The following is a 25,195-nucleotide window of genomic DNA, read 5'->3' as shown; positions in this document are numbered from 1 at the left end:
AGAGCAAGAAGCTAATTAAGATAGTTCATTTCTAACCACAGCAATTTATAGCAAGTGATAAAAGCTAGATATTTTTGCCATCTAAACTTAGCAACTTCATCCCCACCAAACTCAACCGCTCTTTAGCCCGCGTAATTCCGGTATAAAGCAGCTCTTTGCTTAACACAGGGCTGTCGTGGTCGGGCAGAACCATGACGGTATTCTTGAATTCTGAGCCTTGAGACTTATGCACCGTCATGGCGTACACGGTTTCTATGTGCGTCAGGCGGCTGGGCAGTACCCATCGCACGCCGTTATTTTCAGACTTGCTGGTCTGGTCGGGAAAGGCGACGCGCAGGTGGCCGTGTTCCGGGTCTTTAAAGGTTAGGCCAATATCGCCGTTGTTCAGTTTGAGTCCGTAGTCGTTTTTGGTGACCATAACGGGGCGGCCTTCGTACCAGGTGTTGGCGTTTACGCCGAGTATGTCGCCGACTTTTTGGTTAACGGCTTTTACGCCCCAGGGGCCTTCGCGCAGGGCGGTCAGGATTTGGAAGTTGCTTAGGTTTTGCAGGGCTTCCTGGGCGAGTTTGTTGATGTCCTCGGTGTTGGTGGTTGTAGCGGCATTATTGTTGGTGTCAGTATTGCTCCTGACGTGTAACGTCAGGCTACGGCGCACTAAGCTCTCAAATTTCGCATCATCTAAGCTGCTGATTTCGTACAGGTTAACCGGGTAGTCTCCATCGGCGTTTTTGGCTTTTTCCAGTTCCTGTTTTGTTGCGGCGTTGTCTTGCTGGTTAATGGCGTTAGCCAAGTCGGCAATAGGGCCTTTGAAGCGGTAGCTTTTGCGGAATTTCACGACGTGTTGCAGACGTTGCTCGCCGCTTTCGTCAATTAAGTCGCTTGGGAACACGGGTGTACCGGCTACTTGCTGCAACCACTTGGCGGTTTCTGTGTGGTAGCGACCTTGGTCCGCGCCTTCACACAGGTTGCCGAGTACGGCGCCGGCTTCTACTGAGGCCAACTGGTCTTTATCGCCAATAAGCACCAGCCGTGCATTTTTGGGTGTAGCTTTTAGCAGCGCGGTCATCATTTCAATGTCTATCATTGAGGCTTCGTCGACTATTACAACGTCGGTGCGCAGCGGGTTGTCGGCGTGATGTTTAAAGGCGCGCGAATTCGGTTTTACACCCAGCAGTCGGTGTAGGGTTTTACCTTCGGGCTTTATGGAGTCTAAGGCGTCTTTTAAGGTGGCGAGCTTTGTATCACCCCGCAGCCTATTCAGCTCGCTTTCTATCGATTCGGTCAGCCGCGCGGCTGCCTTACCGGTAGGCGCTGCCAGCGATACGCGCAACGGAGGTAAACCGAGGAATAAGGTTTGATGCTGCAAAGCCGTTAGCAAGCGCACTACGGTGTAGGTTTTACCGGTGCCAGGCCCGCCGGTTATGACGCTAAAGCGATTACGCACGGTGTTAGCGCAGGCCACGCGCTGCCAGTTAATCTCATCCGTCTTTTCACCACCTGCTTGAGCAAACAGCTTTGCCAAAGTGCTTTTCAGTAAGTCGTCATTGGTCACAGGTCGGTCGCTCATGCGCGCCTGCAGGTCTTTCTCTATAAAGGCTTCGTATTGCCAGTAGCGGCGCAAATACAGTTTGCCGCCACTTAATACCAATGGCTGATTGCCTTTGCCGTCGGCGTCTACGCAATGGCTTTGGGTTAAAGCGGTTTCCACATCGGTACCAAACTGGCGAAACAACTCACTAGGAGTATCGCAGTTGGGTGAATAGCGGTTTTCGGGTGGTAAATTCAGTACGCTTTCGGGCTCATTCTGCAGCGCGTTGATCTCAATGTTGGTATGCCCGCGCCCGGCTTCGTGCGAGGCACACAGGGCTGCCAGTAAAACCTCACTGCGCGTTTCTCCGGCTTGCTGCAAAAACTCGACAAAGGCTAGGTCTATTGAGCGTATCCAGCCGGCGTCGCGCCACTCAAGCAGGGCGTCAAATAAGGTGTTCGAGGTTACTTCTGTCATACCGACTCCTTATCGGACAAGTTCTTACCCGCAAAAAGCGCGTCCAGCTGCTCTATTAACGCCCGTGGCGGCCTGTCGCAGAAAGCACCACCAGTCTCCGCCCGGTGCCCGCGTAAAAACAGGTACACAGCACCGCCTACATGGGTGTCATAGTCGTAGTCACTGCCTAACCGTGCTTTTAACAGGCGATGCAAAGCCAGCGTGTAAATGACGTATTGCAGGTCATAGCGGCTGTGCAGTATTTTCTCGCGCATGGCTTGTTCGGTGTAGGCGTGGTCGTCTTCGCCCAGCCAGTTGGACTTATAATCTGCCACGTAGTATTTGCCGTTGTGCTCAAACACCAAGTCGATAAAGCCTTTTAGCATGCCGTTCAGCACATTAGGTTCCAGTGCAGGGCGTTCGTGCCCCGGCAGAATGTGTTCACGAACCAGAGCATCCAGTCTTTGTGCGTTAACCTCGCTGGCACCAAACCAGAATTCCGGCTCAGCTTTGTATTGCTCCAGTGCGCTTAAGCTCACGCTTTCACCACTGTCATTAATGGGGAATTCGTTGTGCAAATAGGCGTCCAGCCAGTGCTCCAGGCTGTTCTGATGTTCCTGCCAATAAGGGCTGACACAAAAGCCTTGTACCAGCTCGGTACGCTCGGCAGCGTCACCCGCTATTTGCGCAAAGCCGATATTGGCCGACTCTTCCAGTAGGTTATGCAGGAACGTACCCGGCCCCGCGCCTTTGGGTAAGTGATGAATGCTGTCCGGACTTGGCTCCGCGGCACTGGCGACTTCCGCTTCGTCATCGTCGCGCTCGTCCAACAGGTTCATTTCGTCTGGCGACTGCGGTGCCTGCACGCTTTTTGTCACGGCACCTTCGTACTTCAGCGCGCTGTAACTGGCTACCCACCAGCGTTCCAGCTTGCGGTCTGCGGGCATGCTGCGTGGTGTCAGCTTCGGCGTTGTTTGTTCCTGCTCCAGCGCACGAACTAAAGGCTCGTCGTCTTCCAACCGAGTTAATTGTGTGTGCGGTGCCTGTTGCCAACGCTCGTTGACTTCGGTGTAAAGCTCATCGGTTAGTGACTCACCGCCGTTCAACAAATAAAACAACGGGTTGTTGCGATGCTCTTTCACCGCTTCCAGCGCGATAAAGGTGGCGTATTGCGCACGGGTCACCGCCACATACATTTTACGTAAGTCTTCCGCGAGGATCTCATTACTCAAACGCTGTTTGTTGTCGTCGTCTTTTGACCACAATACCTGTAGCTCACCGTTTTCGTCGTGGTACACCGCCGGCGGTTTTATCCGGTAGGCTTCTGCCTGGGTGTACGCCACAAAAGGCATAAACACCAGCGGGTACTGCAGGCCTTTTGACTTGTGAATGGTGATGATTTTTATCAGTTCGTCGTCGCTTTCTAAGCGCAGCTGCTGCTCGTCGCTCTGGGTGCGGCTGTTGCTACCAAAGCCATGGCGTTCGTTCACCTGCTCGGCAAAATGGTTCACCAGCGCCGGAATACCATCCAGTACCAGACTCTGTTGTTGTAGCAGCTCGGCAATGTGCAGTACGTCGGACAATTGGCGTTCGCCGTGAATGCGGTCTTCCAGTAACTTCGCAGGCACCTGATGGTCATGCAGCAAGCTGTGCAACATGGCCAGTACGCCCTGTCGCTGCCACTGGTCGTGATAACTTAAAAACTGCTCTACCCGCTGTTCCCACTCGCGTTCGTGGCTGTGAATATGCTCCAGCTCACTCAGCGGCAGGCCAAGTATCTGAGTGGCCAGAGCACTGCGTATCAGCGACGGGTCGCGCGGCTCGGCGCAGGCACTCACCAGCGCCAGCAGGTCTTTAGCAACGCGCTGCGCAAATACCGATTCCCGGTCCGATAAGTAAACGCTTTTCAGCTCGCGGTCGCTCAGCGCCTTTTTAATGGCGTTGGCTTCATTAAAGTTGTTCACCAGCACCGCAATATCACTGGTTTTTACGCGTTGTTCGAGTTTGTCATCGCTGTTGTAATAGCCCGCCTGCGGGTCATTAAGCAGGGAGGCTATTAAATTCGCGTGATGGTTCGCAGCAGCGCGGAAAAACCTGTCTTTATTGCGCCTCTCTTCACCGGACACCGACCACAAAAGTGCCGGTGCAGTTTTTAAATTGCTGGATAATAAGCAATGCTTGAAAGTGCGCTTCAGCCCATTTGCACCCACCGGGTTAAAGGGCAGCTGGTTTTCTGCTTCGGTTTTAAACAGAAAAGCGCCGCGCGGCAGCTCTTCGGCGCGCTCAAACAGTGCATTAACGCCATCCACCATGGCCTGCGACGAGCGAAAGTTCCGCGCCAGATTATAATGCCGGCCTTCGGTATCGCGCCGGGCTTTTAAATAGGTATAAATATCGGCGTTACGGAAGCTGTAAATGGCCTGCTTCGGGTCACCAATCAGGAAAATACCGGTACCCGGGTGCGGCTCTGCCAGGTTATAAATGCGGTTAAAAATCTCGTACTGCACCGGGTCGGTGTCCTGAAACTCGTCCACCATAGCCACCGGATACTGCTTGCGAATAGCCGCAGCTAAGGCTTCACCGCTGGGTCCTTTCAACGCGTCACGTAAACGCGTCAGCATGTCGTCGTGGCCCATTTCGGCGCGCTGGTTTTGCAACTCGGCAAAGCGGTTGCTCACCCAGAAAGCCGCGTGTTGTTTTACTTTAGCTAGCTCTTCCTGCTGCTGTACTTTGCTGCGCTTAATGCGTTCCTGCAGCTCGCCTAACACCGCCCAGCTTTGGGGCATACCGCCAAGTTTGGCCTCGGCGAACTTCTGTAACTCGTCGGTGCTAATGTTTTTCCAGTTTGCCGCGGTGGCTTCGGGCTCAACCAGGTCAGGGTCGCCGCACCAGTCCGCAAATTTCTGAAACTGCTTAAGTTTGGTTGCCGCGCCTTTAGCTTGTGAGGTTTTATCAACCAGTTCCTGCACAATGGGCGCAACTTCCTGTTTTATGGCAGCCATTCGCTGCTTATGAGCGCTTTCGGCTTCTTTCAGCAGGCTGTGCAAGTCACCATTGACCGGTGCCTGCCCGCTTTTACTTAAGCTGTAAGTGAGCCCTAACAAGGTTTCCGGTGACTTAAAGTCTTCCAGCAACCGGGCACTGAGTTCAGCATCGGCGGGGTAAATAAAGCGGCGGAAGTAGTCTTCGGCAGCCTGCAGGCGCAGCTCTTCGTTGTCGGTTTCAACGTCCTGGCTGAACAAACTGCCGCTGGCAAAAGCGTGCTCTTTTAGCATGGACTGGCACCAACCATGAATGGTTTTCACTGCCGCTTCGTCCATTGACTGCGAGGCTAAATCCAACAGCCGCGCCAGATGCATCAGGTTTTGCCCCTGCGCTGCACAGTCTTCCCGCAGACTGGCTAAGAAGGGGTCACCTTCTACGGCTTCCGGGTCACGGAAGTAAGCTGCGGCTTCAGCTAAGCGTGCGCGAATACGATCACTCAGCTCTTCGGTGGCGGCTTTGGTAAAAGTCATGACCAGAATGTTTTTCGGCACCAGTTCGCGGTCAAACGCGGTTTCGTCCGTACCATTATGCGAACCGTGACCGATAACCAAACGCACATAAAGCGCAGCAATAGTGTAGGTTTTTCCGGTACCGGCACTGGCCTCAATTAAGCGACTGCTGTTCAGCGGAAAGTCGAGCGGATTATCTAACTTATGCCCTAACGTATGCCCTGAGTTATGTGACGACAACTGGCTCATGACTTGTCCTCCGGCACCAGGGTTAAGCGCATGGGGTCATAAAGTTCGTCCATAAAGCGGCGGAAATGCGGTGATGCCTGAATAGCTTCGTAACTTTCGGCTACGCGCCCGCAATAATCACTTTTGGTGACCAGCGCCGGGTCTTGAAAGCCGTCTTCTTCGTATTTTTGCCGCGCCGCTTCATGCGCCAGCGCTTCGTCCTGACTGTTCTTGCCCATTGCGCTTAGCCAGGTCATGCCCACATCCAGATGCATGGGCTGCGGTTGCTGTGCTGACAATGCTACCAGTTCCAATATTTGCTCCAGTTGTTGTACTGCAAGCTCAGCCGGCACCGGCGCCACCTGCAGCTGACAGCCACCTTTGGACACAATTAAAAGCCGAGTGGGTTGCTTCAAATTCAACAACAACAGGCCAAGGTAATACGCGCTGGCATGTTTCCAGCCACCGCTGTTAACACCCTTACCATTTTTAGCCGCAATGTTGCTGGCAGAGGTGACAACCCATAGGCGATCACCATTTTCATTGCTGTGCAGCCCGGTTACTGTGTCATCAATAGTCAGCCCGCTGTGCTCAAAAAGCACCGTTTCCGGAAACTCATTCACACCCGAATAACCGGCAATGCTCTGCTGATAGGTTTCCAGTATCTCCTGCGACTGCTCCAGCAACTGAAACCCATTTTGCTCAGCTATTGCGCCAATACCTAAAGCCCCTTCACGCTTTATACGGTTCAGCTCTTTCAGTAGCGAGGCTTCAATGCCAGCGCCATTCAGCAATGCTTTTTTTCCCGCATCTACCAAACGTGTAGTCAGTGACCAGCTTTGCAGGTTATCCATAACAAAGGCTTCGCTGTCGTCCAGGTCTTCACTGCTGCGGCTAAAGTAAGTATCCAGTCGCCAGTTAAAGTATAGGCGCGCGGGCTCTTCAATAAAGCGTTTAATGTCGTTAATGCTCAGGGTGCGTTCAAGCTCGTAGTCGGCGACCGTTCCCGAAGCCATGCGACTCTTAGAAGCCACCGTGCCCTGATGCGCCTGTGCCCATTCACTGGCATAGGTGAAATATTCCGAGTCTTCCTGATTAAAATAATACGGGTTAAACGGCTGTAATTTGTGCTCAACCGTCAGGGCGTCAATGTCCACTTCCCAACCCTGTTGCAGGTGATCACGCAGCTGCGCCACCAAAACCGAGGGCGTGCGCTCGCTGTTGTCTTTGGCGCTGTAACCTACCCAGCTTAGGTAAAAGCAGTCACGGGCTGAGAGCATGGCCTCCAGGAATAGATAGCGGTCATCATCACGACGGGAGCGGTCACCCGGACGGTAGCGGTCGGTCATTAAATCAAAGTCCACACGCGGCGTTGAACGTGGGTAATCACTTTCGTTCATGCCTAGCACACACACGTATTTAAACGGAATGGCCCGCATGGGCATTAAGGTGGCAAAGTTTACCGCCCCCGCTAAAAAGCGCTGGTTCAGGTTCTGCTGGTCCACGCGCTCCAGCCAGGCGTCTTTAAATATGGGCAGGCGCAGCTGTGATTCGTTATCCGCCTCTACGCAAATATCCCGTAGCTGATACAACTCGTCACTCAGTTTAGCTAAAAGTAAGCGGTCACTGTCTTCTTCAGCCTCAAAAAACTGTTCCAGCAGCCACTCGCCCTGAGTGACCCACTCCGGTAAGCTGTGTTCACCCTGCGCGTGCTGCCACCATTGTTCCAGCGTGCGCACCACATCCGCCAGGCACCCCACCAGCGCAGCACTTAGCCCGGCCACTTCGGTATAAGGTTCTACGTTAGCCCAGGGAGAGTCATTTTCTGCACCAACGTCGGCCAAATCACCCATGGCGTAGCCGGCTATCATGCGTTTTAAGCCAAACCACCAGCTGTTGGTTTCTTCCGCTGCCGGCATATAAAACTGCCCGCGCTGCTCGGCATTAAGTCCCCACCGTGCGCCGGCTTCTTTTACCCAGCGCTTTAACTGCGGCAGGTCATCGTCACTCATGCCAAAACGTTGTTGCATCGCAGGTACCGACAGCAAGTTGAATAAATCGGTCTGAGTAAAACGCAGTTGGTCAACTTGCAGCAATAGTTCCAGCGCTATCATTAACGGTCGCTGATGACGCTCACCCTGGTCGGCAATGGTATAAGGAATAGCACGCGAGTCACGTTCACCAAAACGATTGTGATACCGGCCAAATACCGCATCAATGTATGGCGCGTAGATATTCACATCGGGCAGCATCACCATAACATCACGCGGTTTGAGTTCCGGGTCTTTGGCGAAAGCGTCCAGTAACTGATCATGCAGCACTTCCAGTTCCCGCTGCGGGCTGTGGCAAACATGAAATTGCAGTGACTTATCGGCGGTATTCGGCGTAGGCCAAAGCTCGCGGGTTTCCTGAACCGGGCGCAGATTTAGAATGTCGTCCTGCACCTGGGCGAGTAAATGATCCGTGTTATGCGGCTCAAACAGTTCCAGCTTAATGGTGTTAAAAGCTTCCTGTTTGGCCAGGGTTTCGTCGTATAAGTCCAGCAGCCGAATGTAGTCACGACCCTGCTTACCCCAGGACGCCAGCAACGGATGCGCCAGCTGGTGCAGTTCGTCGTCGTTCGGCTCGTCGGGCAGCTCGGGTTTGTGTTTTAAGCGCGAAGAGGCTTTGACCGCCTGCCGCAGAGCTTCTTTGCCGTCGACAATATCGGCCCAGTGGTATTGCGACGGGTTATGCACACACAACAGAATTTGCGTGTAGCCTTTTATGGCATCCAGCACCTGCAGCATTTGCTGCGGCAGCGAGGAAATACCAAACACCACCACCCGTGGCGGCAGACCTGCCGGGCGCTGTGTCAGCTCCCGCGCGGTATCTATAAAGCGCTGATGCAGCTCGGCACGGTTGTTCCAGTAGTCGTCTATGCCAATGTCGTTGCTAACTGCGCGCCACAATTCTGGCTGCCACAACTGTTCGTCTTCAACCGGCTGTTCCTGCTCCAGCATATCCTGACCGCGCACCCAGTTATCCAGCCAGTCGGCACGGTACACCGCGTACTGATCAAACAAATCGGCCAACCGCCCGCTTAGCTGATACAGCTTGCGACCGTCGTTGTCGTCGGAGGTATAGTGCTTAAGCGGTGCAAAGTGCGGGTTGTGCTCAATAAGCTCAGGCAGAAGTCGCATTAACCGCCAGGTTAAGCGGTCTTTATCAAAGGGAGAAGTTTTAGGAATGTTGTTGCCGAGCACCGAACGATACGCTTTCCACTGAAACCGCGCCGGCAAGGTGACATCTATCATGGCGGCAATGCCACTGGCCTGGGCTAAATTAATTTTCAGCCACTGGGCAATACCGTTGCTTTGCACCAGTACGGTTTCCTGCTCCAGCGGCGCCAGCGGGTAGTTTTGGGTGAATGTAACCGCCACATCGGTTAGGTCTTCCAGCCGATGTCCATGCGCGACAATAAAGCCGGGGGTCAATTCACTCACTCGCTGCTCTCCCTAAATGTGGTTTCATACAAAGCCATGGTATCGTATCTTTTAAACGAAACCAGCATTAAACAATTCTGTTGCAATAAGGCAAGTTCATGGAAATCTTTATCGCTGTATTTTTCTTCGCTTTCTCAACCACCATAACGCCGGGTCCTAATAACATTATGATCATGTCGTCGGGGGTAAACTACGGAGTTAAAGCCAGCCTGCCGCACTTCCTGGGCATTTGTTTTGGTTTTCCGGCGATGGTGCTGGTGGTTGGTATGGGTTTCGGTTCCATATTGGAACAGTTTCCACTGCTGCACCAACTGATAAAGATTGCCGGCACGCTTTATTTGCTCTGGCTGGCCTGGGTTATTGGCTCACAAACACCGAAAACCATTGAAAAAGGCGACCGCAATCCCCTGACTTTCTGGCAGGCGGTGCTGTTTCAATGGGTTAACGGTAAAGCCTGGGTTATGGCGACCGGCGCGGTTGCAGCATTTACCACCGTAGCTGGCACACTTTGGTCCGAGGTAATAGAGATAACAGCCGCCTTTTTGGCTGTAGCTTTCCCTTGTGTGGGAATTTGGCTCATTGCAGGCGCCGGACTGCGTCAATTGCTAACTAACCACACCGCGCAAAGAATTTTTAATATTTCCATGGCCTTACTACTGGTCTTTTCTGTGCTTCCTGTCGTAGAGGATATATTACAATTTTATTTTGCTTAAACCTTTATTGAGTTAACATAAAAATAACAACCTAGACTAAACTCGTTAATGGTTACCTAAAGGTTAAAACAGCACAGGGGTGAGCTATGGATCTAAAAACTGAGCAAATATCTTTTGATCAGCTTATCTCTGAACTATCAACCCGCCTTATTAACAGCGAGCCGGCTGAAACTTACGACTGCATAGAAGAAGTTATTGCTGCCATAGGTAACTATACCGAAGCGGATCGCTGTTACGTATTTGAGTTTGATGACCATATCGAGAATATGAGCAACACTCACGAATGGATCCGGGACGGCAATAAAGCACATATCACCGAGTTACAGTCTGTAGCTTTACAAGACTTACCCTGGTTTTTTAAAGAAATTAAAGCACACCACAAATTTATTGCTAACGATGTTGAACAGTTACCCGCGGAAGCAGCCGCTGAAAAAGCCGAATTTGACCGCGAAGAAATTCAATCCGTCATCTGTGTTGGTTTGGTAGCTAATCAGAATCTGCTAGGGTTTGTCGGTTGTGACATGGTGCAGCATAAACGTCATTGGGAGGCTGTTGACATACGACGCCTTAGTCTGGTCGCGGACATGATAGCAAATACCCTTGAGCGGCAACGCACCTACGCTGAACTCATTCATACCCAACGCCAACTAGAAAAGGCCAACCGACTTTTGCAGGCACAAGTTGCGCAAGACGGCTTAACCGGCATAGCTAACCGCCGCGCTTTCGATGAGCGTATTACTAACGAAATACAGCGAGCCTCGCGTCATAAAACACCATTAGCTTTGCTTATTATTGATATTGACCAGTTCAAACCATATAACGACCACTATGGGCATTTGCAGGGTGACCAGGCTCTGAAGTCTGTTGCTGACGCCATGTTTGATCAGTTACAGCGGAATACCGATTTTCTGGCTCGTTATGGTGGCGAGGAGTTCGTTGCGGTTATTTCGGCTACCGATGAAGAAAAAACGAAAGAAAGTATGAACCAGCTGTTAGAAGCTGTACGGAAGTTGAAGATAAAACATAAGCCCTCGGAAGTTGAAGATTATCTAACCATAAGCATTGGGGGCTATATCCATAGCCCAAGAGCTGACGAGGATACAGAAAAATTAATTACCCGCATGATATCTAAAGCAGACTCAGCGCTGTATCGCGCTAAGTCTGATGGTCGCAACCGGGCTTACTTAGACACTTAGTTCCAGCTGGACAGTTGCTTCTGAAGCTCTTTATCGTCAACCTTTTTCAGGCTGGCGATAAGCTGCTGAGATTCCTCGTCATTGCCTTTCAGGGCAAGCAATTGAGCTAAGCGAAAGTTTGCCCAGTGAGCTTTTGGCGCGCTGTCCGGTAACTCAGCGTCCAAATACTGTTGCAGTGCTACAATGCCTTTATCCAGATGTTCTTCCGCCAAAACAGAGGTTTTACCAAATTGGTATAAAGCCATTACCGGAGCTTCGCCTTTTCTCGATTCACCCTCAGCTGCCTGTTCAAAAAGCGAGAACGCCTTTTCATAATTCCCGTCTTTTTGTTCCTGAAAGCCAAGATAAACCAGAACGTCGGCATTATTCGGATGCTCAGCTAAAATTTCATTCACTAGTGTCCGCGCCTGCTCTTCTTTTTCATGATGTTGCAGGTATTTAACTCGGGCAAATGCTCCTTCCACCGCATCTATTTCCTTAATGGCCTCAATTTGCGCCAGTGCTTTTTCATCATCGCCACCAGCTATTGAAGGTGCCATCATATAAAACTGCAGTAACGCAGTGCGATATTCCAGCGAACCAGGTTCAAGCTCTACGGCTTTTTCAAAAGAGTCGACAGACTTGCCAGCATAACTGAGCGCACTGAAAAAAGAGTCCTGTGCCTGCTGGGCCATAACAATGCCGCGTATATGCCAGGCTTCAGCATTTTCCGGTTCATTCTTGACCCAGTCTTCCACGGTATCTTCGGCGTCATCCAGCCGCTGTTCGGACAAATGATTTTGAATGATTTGCTTAGTTGACTCCCCGGCATAAGCGCCGGGGAGAAATAAAGCAGCAGTTAGTATCAATACTAGCCATTTCACAATAACTCTCCTTAGTTAGGCTTTTTTCTGCTCTTTAACCCACTGTTCAACACGGCGCTCCAGGATGTGCAGTGGTAGTGCACCACCACCCAGAACGGTGTCGTGGAAGCCGCGAATATCGAACTTGTCACCCAGAGCATCTCTGGCTTCTTCACGCAGTTCCAAAATGCGGATCATGCCAATTTTATAAGCAGTTGCCTGACCCGGCATAACCAGATAGCGACGAACCTCTGAACGCACAGCACCTTCAGCAATCGGCGTATGTTCCTGGAAGTATTTAACCGCTTCCTCTTCGGTCCAGCCCTTGGCGTGCATACCGGTATCCACAACCAGACGTACCGCACGCCACATTTCCGTGGTTAAGCGACCAAAATCAGAATAAGGGTCTTCATAGGCACCCATTTCCTTGGCTAACTGCTCTGCATATAAGCCCCAACCTTCGGTGTAAACCGTAAAGCCGGCCTGAGTACGGAATTCCGGTACGGACTCCAGTTCCTGCGCAATGGAAATTTGCATGTGGTGACCCGGGTTACCTTCATGATAGGCAATGGCTTCCATCTCATTTTTTGGCATAGAGCTCATGTCCGACAAATGCGCATAGTAAATACCTGGACGCTCACCGTCAGGCGAACCGGGGTAATAGTGCTGGGCTGCACCGTCTTGTTCACGGAAGGCTTCAACGCGTTTCACAACTAAGTCGGCTTTTGGCAAAATTCCAAAATATTCCGGCAGCTTTTCGTTGATGTAAGCCAGATACTCACGCGAGTCTTCCAGATACATCTCCGCACCTTCATCATTGTTCGGGTAGAAGAAACGCTCATCGGTACGGATATAATCAAAGAAGTCCTGCAAATCGCCATCAAATTCAACTTTCTCTTTAATGGCAATCATCTCGTTGGTCAGGCGTTCGACTTCATCAAGGCCTATCTGATGAATTTCATCGGCCGTTAAGTCTGTGGTGGTATAATTTTCCAGCAGGGCATTGTAGTAGGCGTCGCCGTTTTCCAGACGATGCACACCCGTTGCTACTTCATCGGTATTCTCAATGTCGTTTTCCAGAAAGCTAATTAATGCTTCATAACTTGGACGGAAACGTTCCAACAGGACTTTACGGACTTCTTTTTCGTACTTGTCAGCTTGTTCGGCGGAGATCTCGTCATTTTCCTGAAGCGAACTCAGCTTGCTTTTGGCATCTTCAAGCAGGCTTGAATCACCTTCTTCATCAAAAGGCGCACCAGAGGTCAGCCCTTTGGCTTCTTTGATAATTTGCTCGTAGGCAAAACGCGGTGCGCGAACACCGTTCTCGACTTGCTGCTTAGCGCGCTGCAATAACTGTTCAATAGCCGTTGCGCCGCCCTCCAGACGCGAAATATAGGCGTCCATATCCTCCGCGCTGTCCACCCGGTGGAAGTTGATTATAAACTGCGGCAAGAAGGTATGCGCACCGCGCATCTGGTCAAAAACATAATCCATGCCACGGAATTCAGCGTTACGCTTAGCTTGTTCATATTGGTAAACCCAAACGTCGTAAGACGTTTGTGCTTCAAGGCTCAGCTTGTCATAATCGAAATTCGCCTTAAGCTCTTCAACGGTTCCCTCCAGCCAGTCGAGCTGCTTTTTCTCAGCGGCGACGGTCATGTCGTCAATGTCACCGTAGCGATCTTTGCGCCCCAGGAAGGTCATTTGCATTGGGCTTTGTTGAAGTTGTTCTTCGTATTTCTCTTCAAACCACTGATTCAGACGTTCGGTTTCAGATTTCGCAGACTGCTCAGTTTGCGTATTTTGCTTAGTTTGCTCAGCAGCCGTTTGAGAGTTTTGTTCAGAGTTGCTCTGTTGCGGTTGTCCGCAGGCCGTTAGTAAGCCCAAAACAGCCAGGGCGACAATTGAATAACGCATAGCAATGTCCTTTATTCTTCTTTTGATACAGGAAGAAAAACTATAGCGTGCTTGTTACACTAATGGAAATGCTTAAATTATAACCGAAGAGTTTATGGCGAAACCGAACAAGAAAGGGCCGGTACGCACCGTGCAGATTTCTTGTCTGCAGTGCAAAACGCCCATATTTAAATACAGAAAAGGTGGCAAAGGCGCTTTAGTAAAATGCTTTATTGAGCGGATTGTTGAAGACCATACGACCACACCATGTCACTGCCCGGGCTGTGGCCAGGAGTTTGCGCGCGAAACCATGATACGCGGCACTCCTGCTTACAAAATTATTGGCGGTAAAGTCCACTCAAAATAGGTGCAGCATGTCAGTCTCAATTAGTGAAAAAACCAAACAGGCTTACCAACACGCCGCTGAACAGGCCAACGCGTCGCTTTTGCGGCAACCACAGAACTCAATGGCAGATGAACTGAAGCTGCTTGCGGAACAACTGCAACCGACTGAGAAAAGAGACGTTTATGGCAGCGGCTCGCTTATTAATAATTTTGAAGACGAAATGGCAGAGTTATTAGGCAAACCGGCGGCTTTGTTTTTGCCAACCGGAACTCTGGCGCAGTCTTTGGCGTTACGCGTGCATGCCGATGAGCGCCAGCGCAACGGCGTGGCATTGCACCCAACCTCGCATTTAATGTTGCATGAACACATGGGGTTTGAAGCTTTATGGAAGCTCAACGGCACTACCACAGGTTTTGCCGATAACCCCATAACACTTAACGACCTTAAGTCGGTGCAAACGGATGATTTAGCGAGCGTACTACTGGAACTGCCCATGCGCGAAATTGGCGGGCAACTGCCGGATTGGGACGACTTAGTCATGCAGTCAGAGTGGGCCAGACAACACAATATTGCGATGCATCTGGACGGCGCGCGCCTATGGCAGGTGCCGAGCGCTTATGACTGTTCACTACCCGAGGTTTGTGAGCTATTTGACTCGGTTTATGTCAGTTTTTATAAAGATTTAGGCGGTATTTCAGGAGCGATACTTGCGGGCTCAGAGGGCTTTATTGAGCAAGCGAAAATCTGGGCTCGCCGCGCTGGGGGTAATATTATTACTCAATATCCGCAAGTACTGTCTGCCCGCCACGGCCTGAAGGAAAACCTGCAAATTATGCCGGAAGCCGTAAATTACGCCCGCGCACTAGGAGAGGCGCTGAGCACGCTAGATGGCGTACGAGTTAATCCAGAAACACCGCAAGTAGCCATGTTTCATCTTCATTTTGCTTTAAAAGCCAATGAACTCAGTGAAAAAATAACGGATTATGCCAGCAATACCGGGGTCGTATTATTACCACTGCCAAGAGCTGAAATAAACGACGAAGCTATTTGCGAAGTTTCAATTGGCAGAAACGCCATGTCGCAGCCACAAAGCTTTTGGCTACGACACTTTAAGGCGTTTTTGGAAACACTCTAAGTTATTAATGCTGCTTTTTTCGGTCGCCCTTATGGTGTTTGCGGTGCTCGCCCAACACATGGTTCAGCGTGTCTAAGTAGCTTTTACCAAAGCCTTTAACACGCTGTTTATTCATTTGCTCAGAGCCCAGATGAACTTCTTCCAGTGAGTTCGCTGCAATGTCCAGCTCTTTGCTTAAACGCGCCAGCGCCACTTCCAGTGTGTACGTCAGTTCATGAACTTTAGCCATGTCCTGAGAGGTTAAATCACCCTTCACAATTTCCTGTAGTTTCGCGTTATACTCGTTCAGGTTCATAATAGCCTGTTCCAGATTCTCGGCTGGCTCTGGTTTAAAATGTTCGTATCGCTGCTCATCGTCGTCGGCCATGGCCGCTACGTTAAAAAGCAGTGCCGCGCCTGCGGCCATCATGGACAAAAGTTTCATAAAAACCTCATTTTTTGTTAATAGTTATCATTATTGTTCGTGTGTCCGTTTTTTACAAGATGAACGGCGGTGAACCTGATATCCTTTAGCTTGATGTATCTCAAGGAGTGAAGCAATGTTTTCCTGGTTTGAGCGCCGATTAAACCCTTTTCCTACGGAGGAACCCACTCAGGCTCCTACCGGATTTTTTGCATTCTGCTGGCATTTCACCAAAGGGGCGACCCCTTTTATTGCGGTAACCGCGCTGCTTATGGCCGCTATTGCCATTGCCGAAGTCTGGTTATTTGGCTTTTTAGGGCAAATTGTTGACTGGCTGTCAGCACAGGACAAAGAAACCTTATTAAACGATCAGTTCTGGCCATTGCTTGGAATGAGCGCGATGGTTTTAATCGGTCTTCCGTTACTGGTCTGGTTTCATTCTATGCTAACCCACCAGACGTTGCTGGGTAACTTCCCAATGCGCATTCGCTGGCTGGGACATCGCTACCTGATGAAACAGTCCATGAGTTACTATCAGGATGAGTTTGCCGGCCGGGTCGCCACCAAATTAATGCAAACCTCACTCGCGCTGCGGCAATGCATCATGACCTTTATTGAGGTTGTGAACTACGTCGCTGTCTACTTCCTGGGGATGTTTGTCATTATTGGTAGTGCCGACTGGCGAATGATGCTGCCGCTGGCTTGCTGGCTTATTCTGTACGCTCTGTTGTTACGCTTCTTTGTGCCTAAACTGGGTAAAATATCAGCTGAACAGGCCGACGCCCGCTCTAATATGACCGGACGCATTGTCGACTCCTATACCAACATTCAAACCGTTAAGTTGTTTTCACACTCGCTGCGCGAGGCTGAGTTTGCGCACGAGGGTATGGACACCTTTTTGGGGACAGTGCATAAGCAAATGCGCCTGGTTACCCAGCTTTACGGCTTTCTCTACTTTATAAACTGCGCACTGTTGTTCGGCTCTGCCGCCACCGCCATTGTGCTGTGGATGGATAATGCTGTGACTTTAGGCGCTGTTGCTGTCGTTATTGGTCTGGTTCTGCGCTTGTTTGGTATGTCGCAAATGGTTATGTGGCAAATGTCGACGCTGTTTGAAAGCATTGGTACGGTTCAGGACGGTATTGGCTCAATTGCTGTACCACAGCGCATTGTCGATGAACCCAATGCGCCCGCTTTGAATGTGACTTCCGGCGACATTAATTTTGACCATGTTCGCTTCCATTATGGTAAAGGTCATGGCGTTATGGATGACTTTAATCTGCACATTAAGCCGGGCGAAAAAGTCGGTATTGTCGGACGCTCAGGTGCAGGTAAGTCCACGCTGGTGAATTTGTTGTTACGCTTCTACGACGTTGAGGGCGGTGAAGTACGTATTGATGGTAACCCCATTAATAAAGTGCAGCAGGACAGTTTGCGCGCGAACATTGGCATGGTGACTCAGGACACCTCTTTGCTGCACCGCTCAGTACGCGACAACATTTTGTATGGGCGCCCCGATGCCAGTGAAGAGGATTTAATGAAGGCGATACGCGAAGCGCATTGTGAAGAATTTATTGCGGACTTAAGCGACAGCAAAGGTCGTACCGGTCTGGATGCCCATGTCGGCGAACGCGGCGTGAAACTCTCAGGTGGTCAACGCCAGCGAATTGCTATTGCCCGTGTCATGTTAAAAGATGCGCCCATTCTGATTCTGGACGAAGCAACTTCAGCGCTGGATTCGGAAGTAGAAAACGCCATTCAGGAAAACCTGTATAAACTCATGCAGGGCAAAACGGTTATTGCTATTGCCCACCGCTTATCCACTATTGCGGCTATGGACAAGCTGGTGGTAATGGATCAGGGGGAGATTATTGAGCAGGGCAGCCACGAACAGCTGCTTGCTCAGGACGGACTCTACGCCAAGTTATGGCGTCACCAGTCCGGCGGCTTTTTAGCGGAAGAAGCTTAATGAGTGAACTCGTACGCTTCGTCCGATTCAACCTTGGCGAAGCGTACGCCCAATTCGATTAGACGCTTTTTACCCCGGGCGGTCATATCGGTAATAAACTGAAACTGTTGTCTGGGGTCAATGGGGTAGGCTTTTAATCGGTACTTTGTGCCCCAGGGTTGTTCTGCTGCAGTAACCGCTATTGGCTTACCCAGTTGCAGATAAGGGCTGGTCAGCGCTACTTCCTCCAGCGCGTCGCGAATTTGATAGGCGTCGGCTTCCGGCTGAGTATAAAACTCAGCAATGCACATTAAGCTGGGCCCACCGTTGTTGGCATTATGTATTAAGTTATCCCAGAGTTTTAAATGTGGTACCCAAATAACGGTGTCATCATTAGTAACCAGTTCAACCGTGCGCATGCCAATATGGGTGACTTCGCCATAACTTCCATCCACTTCTATCCAGTCACCCGGACGGTAGGGCATTTCGTGAATGGCTACCACTCCGGCAATTAAGCTGCTGACATAATCTTTTAACGCAAAACCAATAGCCAGACCGGCAGCACCGAGTGTCGCCACCATATTTTGTAAAGTGGGTTCAATAATACGCGGAATAATTAAAACCAGCGCAATGACCAGAACCACTATGCGGATCATTGGCACCATTGCCAGAATGTATAATCGCCTTTTACCGTGCAAATGCGAGGCTACCCAGGGTAAAACACGCTGAGTAAGCCAAACGACGGCCAGTGCCAGAGCAAAAATCACGACGATTTCAAAAATGGCAAAGCCGTCCAGTGACTTAAATAGCCCGGCAACGTCTTTTACTGAACCTGTTTCCATTCCTGTCTCCTGAGCCTGTAGCGTTAAAACCGATCTAACCAAAAACCACGGGACATAAGTAACTCCCGGACAACCGGGTAGCCTCGCGGGGTGACGTACCAAAGCTCTTGCTCAAGCTCAATCAAGCCACGTTGTTTAAGTACCTGTAACTGGATTTCAAGCTGGCTACCGGAAACTATCGGCAACACCTGCACTAACTGTGTTTTAGTCATACCTCGATGCAGCAGCAGGGCATAACAAACAAAAGCAGTGGCATCGTTTATTTCTGAGGGCAGCGCCGGTGTGTCAAAGGCCTTTTCACTGTCACGTTGATAACGGTCAGAATAGGCCGCAGCAACACCGGCATTTCCCCGGCTTAATGCGGCTAAAGCCCGTAAACGGCCATCTCCGCGAGCCAGTCCCAACTGCTCAAGGGCGTTTTGATCCAACCCCTGCAACGTCCATAACTGATTTACCGGCACCGGCCAGACTTTTTCCAGGAAAGCCCAGGCCCAGCTGTCGCAAACAATAATGCCTTTACCAGCCTCCCCGGAAAGCACCTGTGAAAAAAACTCGCGCACCCAGCGCAGACCATTGGTTTGGCGGAGAAAACCATGAGCCAATTGCGGCATCACCCAGGGTCCGGTTTTATCAGTTTCGGTCGGAAATTCCGGCAAAGAATCCTCATCAGGATCGCAAAGCGACATTCTGTCGGGTAAACACAACTCAGTTATTTCGTGTTTTTTCACCCATTTTTGAACTGCTTCAGTAACACCTGAATGAGGCGGCGCTATAATCCAGCGTAAGCTGTTATCTTCGTCGTCTTCCAACCACTCAGAAAAACACTGCTCCAAAGCATCTGCTGCGTCATCAAAACTGAGCTCAAGCGCCTCAGGCTGATCCTCTTCAACTTCTTGTTCCGGGTCAGGTGTTACCCAGCGAATTATTTTTTGCCACCATTTTTTTACCTTAATGACGGTAGGAACGGCTGGCTTTTTATATTCATCAACAGTAACCCATTGCCACGTTTTTTCTGGCTCTTCGGCCATCCTGAGAGTCCTTTTCACAAATAAATAAAGTATTGCTTAGCCCCGATAATAGAGTGCCTTGAAGCAGAGTCCAATGAAAATTTTGCAACCCGACTCTTGAAACCAAATTGCGCAGTACACATATAGAAGTTAAGGCTGGTGTCTCTGAGAGAGCCGCCTTAACCGACACATGGTGTGTCACTTAATTAAACATTTTAAAGTTATTGCTTCAAAGGAGAATGACTATGGCAACTATCGACTTAAGCCCTCTATATCGTAGCAGTGTAGGTTTTGACCGCATGGCATCTTTGCTGGATTCGGCACTACGCTCAGATACTGGTGCAACCGGATATCCTCCCTACAACATTGAACTGGTAGCAGAAAACCAGTACGCCGTTACACTGGCGGTTGCAGGTTTTGAAGAGGATGATCTGGAAATTGAAGTAGAGAACGGCGTGCTTCGTGTGACCGGCAAAAAAGCCGAAGAAAACGAAAAACGCGAATATCTGCACCGCGGCATTGCAAACCGTGCCTTCGAACGTAAGTTCAGCCTGGCTGAGCACATTGAAGTCACCGGCGCAGCCTTAAAGAACGGTCTGTTAACGGTCGGCTTGGTGAAGAATATTCCTGAAGCCAAGAAACCGAAACGTATCGACATTAGCAGTTCAACTAAAGACCTGCTGCAAGATCGTTCCAAAAGTAAGGAAAGTGCTGCTTAAACTTAAGCACTGGATGAGGGGCGGCAATTAGCCGCCCTGTTTTTACTGACGTTGCCACTCTACTGGGTGCCCACAGACGAACCCCTGGATATAGTCTACGCCCAGCTGAGAGAGCTTAATACGCGCTTCATCACTTTCCACACCTACTGCACATACCTCAATATCAAGAACCTTAGCAATGCGCACACAGCTGGCGACCAGTTCCGCATCAACCGCATCTACCAGCATGTCCTGCACCCAAAATCTATTAACCTTAATTTGCGTTAACGGTAACTGCCGCATAAGCCGGAACGAATTGAAGCCGGTACCAAACTGATCTAAAGCAGTACCTATGCCTAAATCCCTAAGCTCTCTGAACAGACGGTAAGTTTCATCAAAGTACTTGTCGGCATCAGGCTCAGACACCTCAAAGACCAACTGCTCCGGCTGTAATATAGAATGCTTCAGGCTTTGCTCTATAAAACGAATAAAGTCGACATCTTCGAGGCTTTGCGCGGACAAATTGATGTGGCAGCGCCAGGTACGATTAGCTTCAAAGGGCTGTTCATTAAAATGCTCAATAACTTCCCTGACCAACCAGCGGTCAGCTTTACCCATAACGCCGGCACTCAGAGCGGCTCGTAAAAACTGCTGCGGAGCAATAGCCTCGTCACTCTCGTTACCCGGCAGTCGCAATAACAACTCGAAGCAATGCTTATCTTCGCTTTTTGCGGCACTGACCAGTGGTTGCGCAAACAACTGCCAGTTTTCTTCCCGTAGTGCTTTTTTCAGCCGCGCTTCCCACTCTTCCTCAGCTTGCCCAATTAAGCGTTTCTGATCGGCTTCGCTGTGCGAATGAACTCGATAGTCACCCTGCTGCATTGCCAGCTGAACGGCCTCCCGAGCTTGCCGCATGACGGTGCTGGCCGCCAGACTTTCGCCAAGACTGTAAGCAATACCAGCGTGACCTGTCAGCTGAAAAATACGTTTTTCACTACTAAAACGAAACTCTCTGCAAACTTGCAGTAAACGATGCGCCTGAGCAAACGCCGCTTGTTCATCTTCGTTCGTCAGCAGCGCAATTTCTGCTTCACTTATGCGTGCGACACGTGCGCTTTTAGGTGCTTTTTGCTGTAAGGATAATGTCAGCTGTAGTATGGCCTGATCACGACCATCAGCGCCGGCTTGATCCGCAATAACCTGCAAACCATTAAGACGAATAATGGTAACGCTGGTTGTCTTTTTTCTATCCAGACGGGATTGCAGCAGGCGCCGAAACTCGCGCACATTTAATAAGCCCGTTACGGCATCGTGATGAGCCAGAAAGTTAAGATGAACTTCTGCTTCCATACGTTTAGTGACATCGGCCATACGCCCGGTATTGTCAGGAAACAATTCAATATCGAGCCACACTTTACGACCATCAAGCCGCTCAATAGAAACCAGTTGGCGCTGCCCTTCAATGCTAAAACCTTTTGGCCAGTGCATCTGAATTTGTTTCAGGGAATGAGCGGCCAGAATTTTTATCATTTGCCGGTTAACCTGTTTAATACTGCCGTCGGGGTTAACTCTGAACCAACCTTCTCCGGTTCGTTTTAAAATACGCCATAAACGCCGTCTTAAAATTTTGCGGTTACGTTTTAAATTACTAATGCGCTGTACCAGGCGACTAAATCGGTAACGCTCAAGCGCCAGCAAAAACATAGTTGTGACTAAAGTCAGGCCGCTGTACAACAATAACCCGGAAAGCCCTTCCCCTATTGGGTTATAGCGCGGTGAAACCAGCAGCCAGGCGGATATAATGGTCAGAACCATCAATACCGTTTGCCACTTATGACCTGCCACAGGTTGTTTCTGCAAGCTACGGCCAATAACCACTCCGCCCCAGAGCAATAGCGCATTAATTTGCCAGGATACGGAAGCCAACCGCCAGGGCTCCGATAGCCACGGCAGCAAAATGGTCAGCGCAATTGCCGCCATCATTACCGCATAACCAATACGGTTGAAGCGGGAGAATTTGAAGCGAAAACGCGACCATTCCCATATAAACCAACTAAGAGCCAGGATCAGGAGCTGGCTGATATACACCTTCAGCTCCGCAGCAATGTCCGGCGAGTATGGTGTGAAGTAAGTAATCCAGATACCACTGTGTGATAACAGTGCGAGGGTAAAGGTTAATGTCAGGCCGCCAAAGGAAATTAACAGACGACTACCGAACAACCGCGCTGAAACTGCCGCAGCTAAAGCCAGCAGAATAAGAATACCGGCGTTAACCCCCAAAGCCGTTTGTTGCTGCTGGAGGCGTAACTGTAAGTCGCCCGGCTGCCAAAGGCCTATAGATGGCATTTGTTCCGGCCATTGCTGCACCGACACAGCCAACCAGACAATTTTGTTAGCGGGTAAGGTTACCGGCAAAATTTGCTCATGAGATAAATAATTTCGCTGTAATAGCGGGGTGGAAAACCGACTGATGTTACTGCTTTCTATTTGCCCATTTTTATCCAGTAAATAAACCCCAACTTGTTCCAGATAAGGGTCGCTGAAATGCAGATGAAGAGTAAGTGGCCCATTGCTACGATTAAATAAAGGAACCACGCCCCAGACATTGGGTCGTTCACCGGCGTAGTTATGATCCTGTAACTGCTCAGGGCTTAACCAGCGCTGCGGCTCATTAATAGCAATGCTCTCAACTTGCAGGTCGGCGTTGACCACCCGGTAATTGAAATGCTCATTCAACCTTAAGCGCGAGCTTTGCGGGGAGACGGTTAGAGGGTCCTGAGCAAAAGCCGGTGGTATCAGAGTTAACGCTAACAGCAGTGCGGCAAACCAATAGTTAAACATAACCATACTCCACCAGGAGTGCTTTTACTGTAGCTTCGGGTTCTTCCAGAGCTTGTAACCAGACGGCATCACAAATTTCCGAGTAGAACAGCAGCCAGTGCCGCTGGTTAATACTCAAACGCCAGCAAAACTGGTCCGCAGCCCATTCTTTTTCACGGATGGTAGCACCAATACGCTCACAAAGTTCGTTCACCCAAAGCTCATGGTCAGCTTCCGGTGGCGTACTTTTTAGCGTAATGACGTTGTCTTCCATTGTTACTCTTTACCCGTTAAATAATTGCCGCTCGCTGGCTCCGGACAAGAAAGCTTCCACGGCCTGCATAAACTCATTGCCATAACGTGCCAGTTTAACTTCTCCAACACCATTGATTTCTAACATATCTTTGGCTGTTGTGGGATAGTGTACGCACATTTCCACCAGTGCCGCATCACTGAACACCACAAAAGGCGGCACTTGATCACGGTCAGCAATGTCTTTACGCAATTTGCGCAAACGCCGGAACAAAATTTTATTATAGTCACCCCGGTCGGTAATTCGGGTTTTGGTTGCAGTTAATTCTATTCGCGGCTTAGCCAGTTCCAGCGGAACTTCGCCTTTTAAAACTGGACGCGCAGCATCGGTAAGCTGCAACGCCGCAAAACGTCGAATGTCCTGCAGAATAAGCCCCCGGTGAATCAGCTGCCGTAACACCGAAAACCAGTGCTCCTGGGTTTCCGACTTACCTAAGCCGTACGTGCTCAACTGGTCGTGTCCCAGCTCGAGAACACGCTGGGCTTTTGAACCACGCAAAACCTCAACTACATGGTTAATACCAAACTGCTGACCGACTCGGTACACACAGCTCAGTGCCTTTTGGGCATCTTCCAGACCATCGTAGCGCTGGGGCGGGTCCAGACACAAATCGCAGTTTCCACACTCTTTATCCGAGTATTCATTAAAATAATTCAACACCACCAGCCGCCGGCAGGTCTGCGCTTCTGCCATAGCCTGCATAGCTGAAAACTTTTGCGCCTCGACCAAGCGCCGCTGCTCATTCTCCTGATCTTCTATCATGCGTCGTATCCACTGCGCGTCGCGCGGGTCATAAAGCATGACGGCCTCGGCTGGAAGGCCATCGCGCCCGGCGCGGCCGGTTTCCTGATAGTAAGATTCAACGCTGCGGGGAATATCAAAATGAATGACAAAACGAATGTTGGGCTTATTAATACCCATACCAAAGGCCACCGTCGCAACAACAACATCTATGTCGTCACGCAGAAACTGGCGCAAGGTGCTTTCCTTTATCTGGTGCTCAATACCGGCATGGTAGGGTGCAGCGCGCACCCCGGCTTGCTGTAGACTTTCAGACAGCTCTTCGGTTTTTTTGCGACTGCCGCAGTAAATAATACCGGCGGCGCCTTTTTGCTTTTTAACGTAGTCACGAACCTGCTTCAGCGGCTTGTACTTTTCCTGCACCACGTAACGAATATTGGGGCGGTCGAACGAGCTGCGATGCACCAGAGGGTCGCGCAGACACAACCGTTCAATAATGTCGTGTTGAGTGGCAGAGTCGGCGGTTGCCGTTAATGCCATAAAGGGTACATTGGGCAGGTAATTACGCAGTACTCCAAGTTTGCCGTATTCAGGCCGGAAGTCATGTCCCCACTGGCTGATACAGTGGGCTTCATCCACCGCAATAAAATTCAGCTTTAAGGTTTGCAGGCGTTCAATAAAGGTTGGTTGTAAAACCCGCTCTGGACTTACATAAAGCAGCTTAATGTCACCGCTCTGAAGCCCTTGCATGGTTGCCATAGACTCTTGCGATGACACCCCGGAATGCAGCGTCGCCGCGGAAATATCCAGAGCTTTGAGTGCCTCGACCTGATCCTGCATTAACGACAGTAACGGCGAAATAACCAGGGTAAGGCCGTCACCACAAATAGCCGGCAACTGGTAGCACAGCGACTTACCGCCGCCGGTTGGCATCAGCACCAGAGAGTCACGCCCTTGCATAGCGGCCTGCATAATATCCTCTTGGCCATCACGAAACTGATGATAGCCAAAGGTAGATTCAAGCTGCTGCTTAAGCGGATCAAATTGTGCTTTTTCGGCGGTACTGCTGTGCATGGTTATATTGACTTCCCGAGTAACATGCTC

The 25,195-nt window shown here is 50.3% G+C and carries 17 protein-coding genes; 6 read left to right on the top strand and 11 right to left on the bottom strand.

Features of this window, described 5'->3' with window-relative positions; all coding sequences use genetic code 11:
• Positions 1 to 64: 64 nt before the first annotated feature.
• Genes recD through recC form a run of 3 tightly spaced genes read right to left on the bottom strand, consistent with a single transcriptional unit; the run spans position 65 to position 9,191 of the window.
• A complete protein-coding gene (gene recD / locus DEU30_RS11860) occupies positions 65 to 2,005 on the bottom strand; it encodes an exodeoxyribonuclease V subunit alpha (protein WP_114982291.1) in 1,941 nt (646 codons plus the stop codon).
• A complete protein-coding gene (gene recB / locus DEU30_RS11855) occupies positions 2,002 to 5,727 on the bottom strand; it encodes an exodeoxyribonuclease V subunit beta (protein ID WP_114982290.1) in 3,726 nt (1,241 codons plus the stop codon). The genes recD and recB overlap by 4 nt, the downstream gene beginning before the upstream one ends.
• Complete coding sequence (recC, locus tag DEU30_RS11850) at positions 5,724 to 9,191, bottom strand: exodeoxyribonuclease V subunit gamma (RefSeq protein WP_114982289.1); 3,468 nt, start codon at positions 9,189 to 9,191, stop codon at positions 5,724 to 5,726. Before recC ends, recB begins: the two co-directional genes overlap by 4 nt.
• Before the next feature lie 98 nt (positions 9,192 to 9,289).
• Here recC and DEU30_RS11845 point away from each other — a divergent pair, with 98 nt between their 5' ends.
• Together DEU30_RS11845 and DEU30_RS11840 are read left to right on the top strand one after the other, a co-directional pair.
• Positions 9,290 to 9,904, top strand: coding sequence for a LysE family translocator (locus DEU30_RS11845; RefSeq protein ID WP_011235758.1), 615 nt, complete (start codon positions 9,290 to 9,292; stop codon positions 9,902 to 9,904).
• Positions 9,905 to 9,990: 86 nt separating this feature from the next.
• Entirely contained in the window at positions 9,991 to 11,100 is a 1,110-nt protein-coding gene (locus DEU30_RS11840; RefSeq protein WP_114982288.1) for a sensor domain-containing diguanylate cyclase, read from the top strand.
• Here the strand turns inward: DEU30_RS11840 and DEU30_RS11835 are convergent.
• Entirely contained in the window at positions 11,097 to 11,963 is an 867-nt protein-coding gene (locus tag DEU30_RS11835; protein WP_114982287.1) for a hypothetical protein, read from the bottom strand. The two genes, DEU30_RS11840 and DEU30_RS11835, sit on opposite strands and share 4 nt — an antisense overlap.
• Positions 11,964 to 11,978: 15 nt before the next feature.
• Positions 11,979 to 13,859, bottom strand: a complete 1,881-nt coding sequence (locus DEU30_RS11830) for a DUF885 domain-containing protein (RefSeq protein ID WP_114982286.1) — start codon at positions 13,857 to 13,859, stop codon at positions 11,979 to 11,981.
• 94 nt (positions 13,860 to 13,953) lie between these two features.
• On the opposite strand from DEU30_RS11830, the gene DEU30_RS11825 reads away from it, so the two are divergent.
• Positions 13,954 to 14,205 carry a hypothetical protein gene (locus tag DEU30_RS11825; protein WP_011235762.1) on the top strand — a complete coding sequence of 84 codons (252 nt, stop codon included), beginning with the start codon at positions 13,954 to 13,956 and terminating at the stop codon, positions 14,203 to 14,205.
• A gap of 7 nt (positions 14,206 to 14,212) precedes the next feature.
• Positions 14,213 to 15,319, top strand: a complete 1,107-nt coding sequence (locus DEU30_RS11820; RefSeq protein WP_114982285.1) for a beta-eliminating lyase-related protein — start codon at positions 14,213 to 14,215, stop codon at positions 15,317 to 15,319.
• A gap of 4 nt (positions 15,320 to 15,323) precedes the next feature.
• On the opposite strand, the gene DEU30_RS11815 is transcribed toward DEU30_RS11820, so the two are convergent.
• Complete coding sequence (locus DEU30_RS11815; RefSeq protein WP_034822904.1) at positions 15,324 to 15,743, bottom strand: DUF6746 family protein; 420 nt, start codon at positions 15,741 to 15,743, stop codon at positions 15,324 to 15,326.
• A gap of 115 nt (positions 15,744 to 15,858) precedes the next feature.
• On the opposite strand from DEU30_RS11815, the gene DEU30_RS11810 reads away from it, so the two are divergent.
• Positions 15,859 to 17,691, top strand: a complete 1,833-nt coding sequence (locus tag DEU30_RS11810) for an ABC transporter ATP-binding protein (RefSeq protein WP_114982284.1) — start codon at positions 15,859 to 15,861, stop codon at positions 17,689 to 17,691.
• Here the strand turns inward: DEU30_RS11810 and DEU30_RS11805 are convergent.
• Together DEU30_RS11805 and DEU30_RS11800 are read right to left on the bottom strand one after the other, a co-directional pair.
• A complete protein-coding gene (locus DEU30_RS11805; protein WP_114982283.1) occupies positions 17,688 to 18,512 on the bottom strand; it encodes a mechanosensitive ion channel domain-containing protein in 825 nt (274 codons plus the stop codon). The genes DEU30_RS11810 and DEU30_RS11805 overlap by 4 nt on opposite strands.
• Before the next feature lie 23 nt (positions 18,513 to 18,535).
• Positions 18,536 to 19,540: a hypothetical protein gene (locus DEU30_RS11800; protein ID WP_114982282.1), complete on the bottom strand. Its 1,005-nt coding sequence runs from the start codon at positions 19,538 to 19,540 to the stop codon at positions 18,536 to 18,538.
• Between the two features lie 224 nt (positions 19,541 to 19,764).
• Between DEU30_RS11800 and DEU30_RS11795 the strand changes: the two genes are divergently transcribed.
• Complete coding sequence (locus DEU30_RS11795) at positions 19,765 to 20,238, top strand: Hsp20 family protein (RefSeq protein WP_011235768.1); 474 nt, start codon at positions 19,765 to 19,767, stop codon at positions 20,236 to 20,238.
• A gap of 42 nt (positions 20,239 to 20,280) precedes the next feature.
• Here DEU30_RS11795 and DEU30_RS11790 read toward each other — a convergent pair whose 3' ends face one another.
• The 3 genes from DEU30_RS11790 to recQ are packed head-to-tail and all read right to left on the bottom strand — an operon-like array spanning position 20,281 to position 25,165.
• Positions 20,281 to 23,058 carry an EAL domain-containing protein gene (locus tag DEU30_RS11790; RefSeq protein WP_114982281.1) on the bottom strand — a complete coding sequence of 926 codons (2,778 nt, stop codon included), beginning with the start codon at positions 23,056 to 23,058 and terminating at the stop codon, positions 20,281 to 20,283.
• Entirely contained in the window at positions 23,051 to 23,311 is a 261-nt protein-coding gene (locus DEU30_RS11785; protein WP_114982280.1) for a DUF3630 family protein, read from the bottom strand. Before DEU30_RS11785 ends, DEU30_RS11790 begins: the two co-directional genes overlap by 8 nt.
• 9 nt (positions 23,312 to 23,320) lie before the next feature.
• The gene (gene recQ / locus DEU30_RS11780) at positions 23,321 to 25,165 is read right to left on the bottom strand and encodes a DNA helicase RecQ (protein WP_114982279.1); all 1,845 of its coding nucleotides are present in this window, start codon (positions 25,163 to 25,165) and stop codon (positions 23,321 to 23,323) included.
• Positions 25,166 to 25,195: the final 30 nt, after the last annotated feature.

Source organism: Idiomarina sp. 017G, from assembly GCF_004362265.1.
Classification (GTDB): domain Bacteria; phylum Pseudomonadota; class Gammaproteobacteria; order Enterobacterales; family Alteromonadaceae; genus Idiomarina; species Idiomarina loihiensis.
This window is presented reverse-complemented; position numbering and strand designations above follow the sequence as displayed.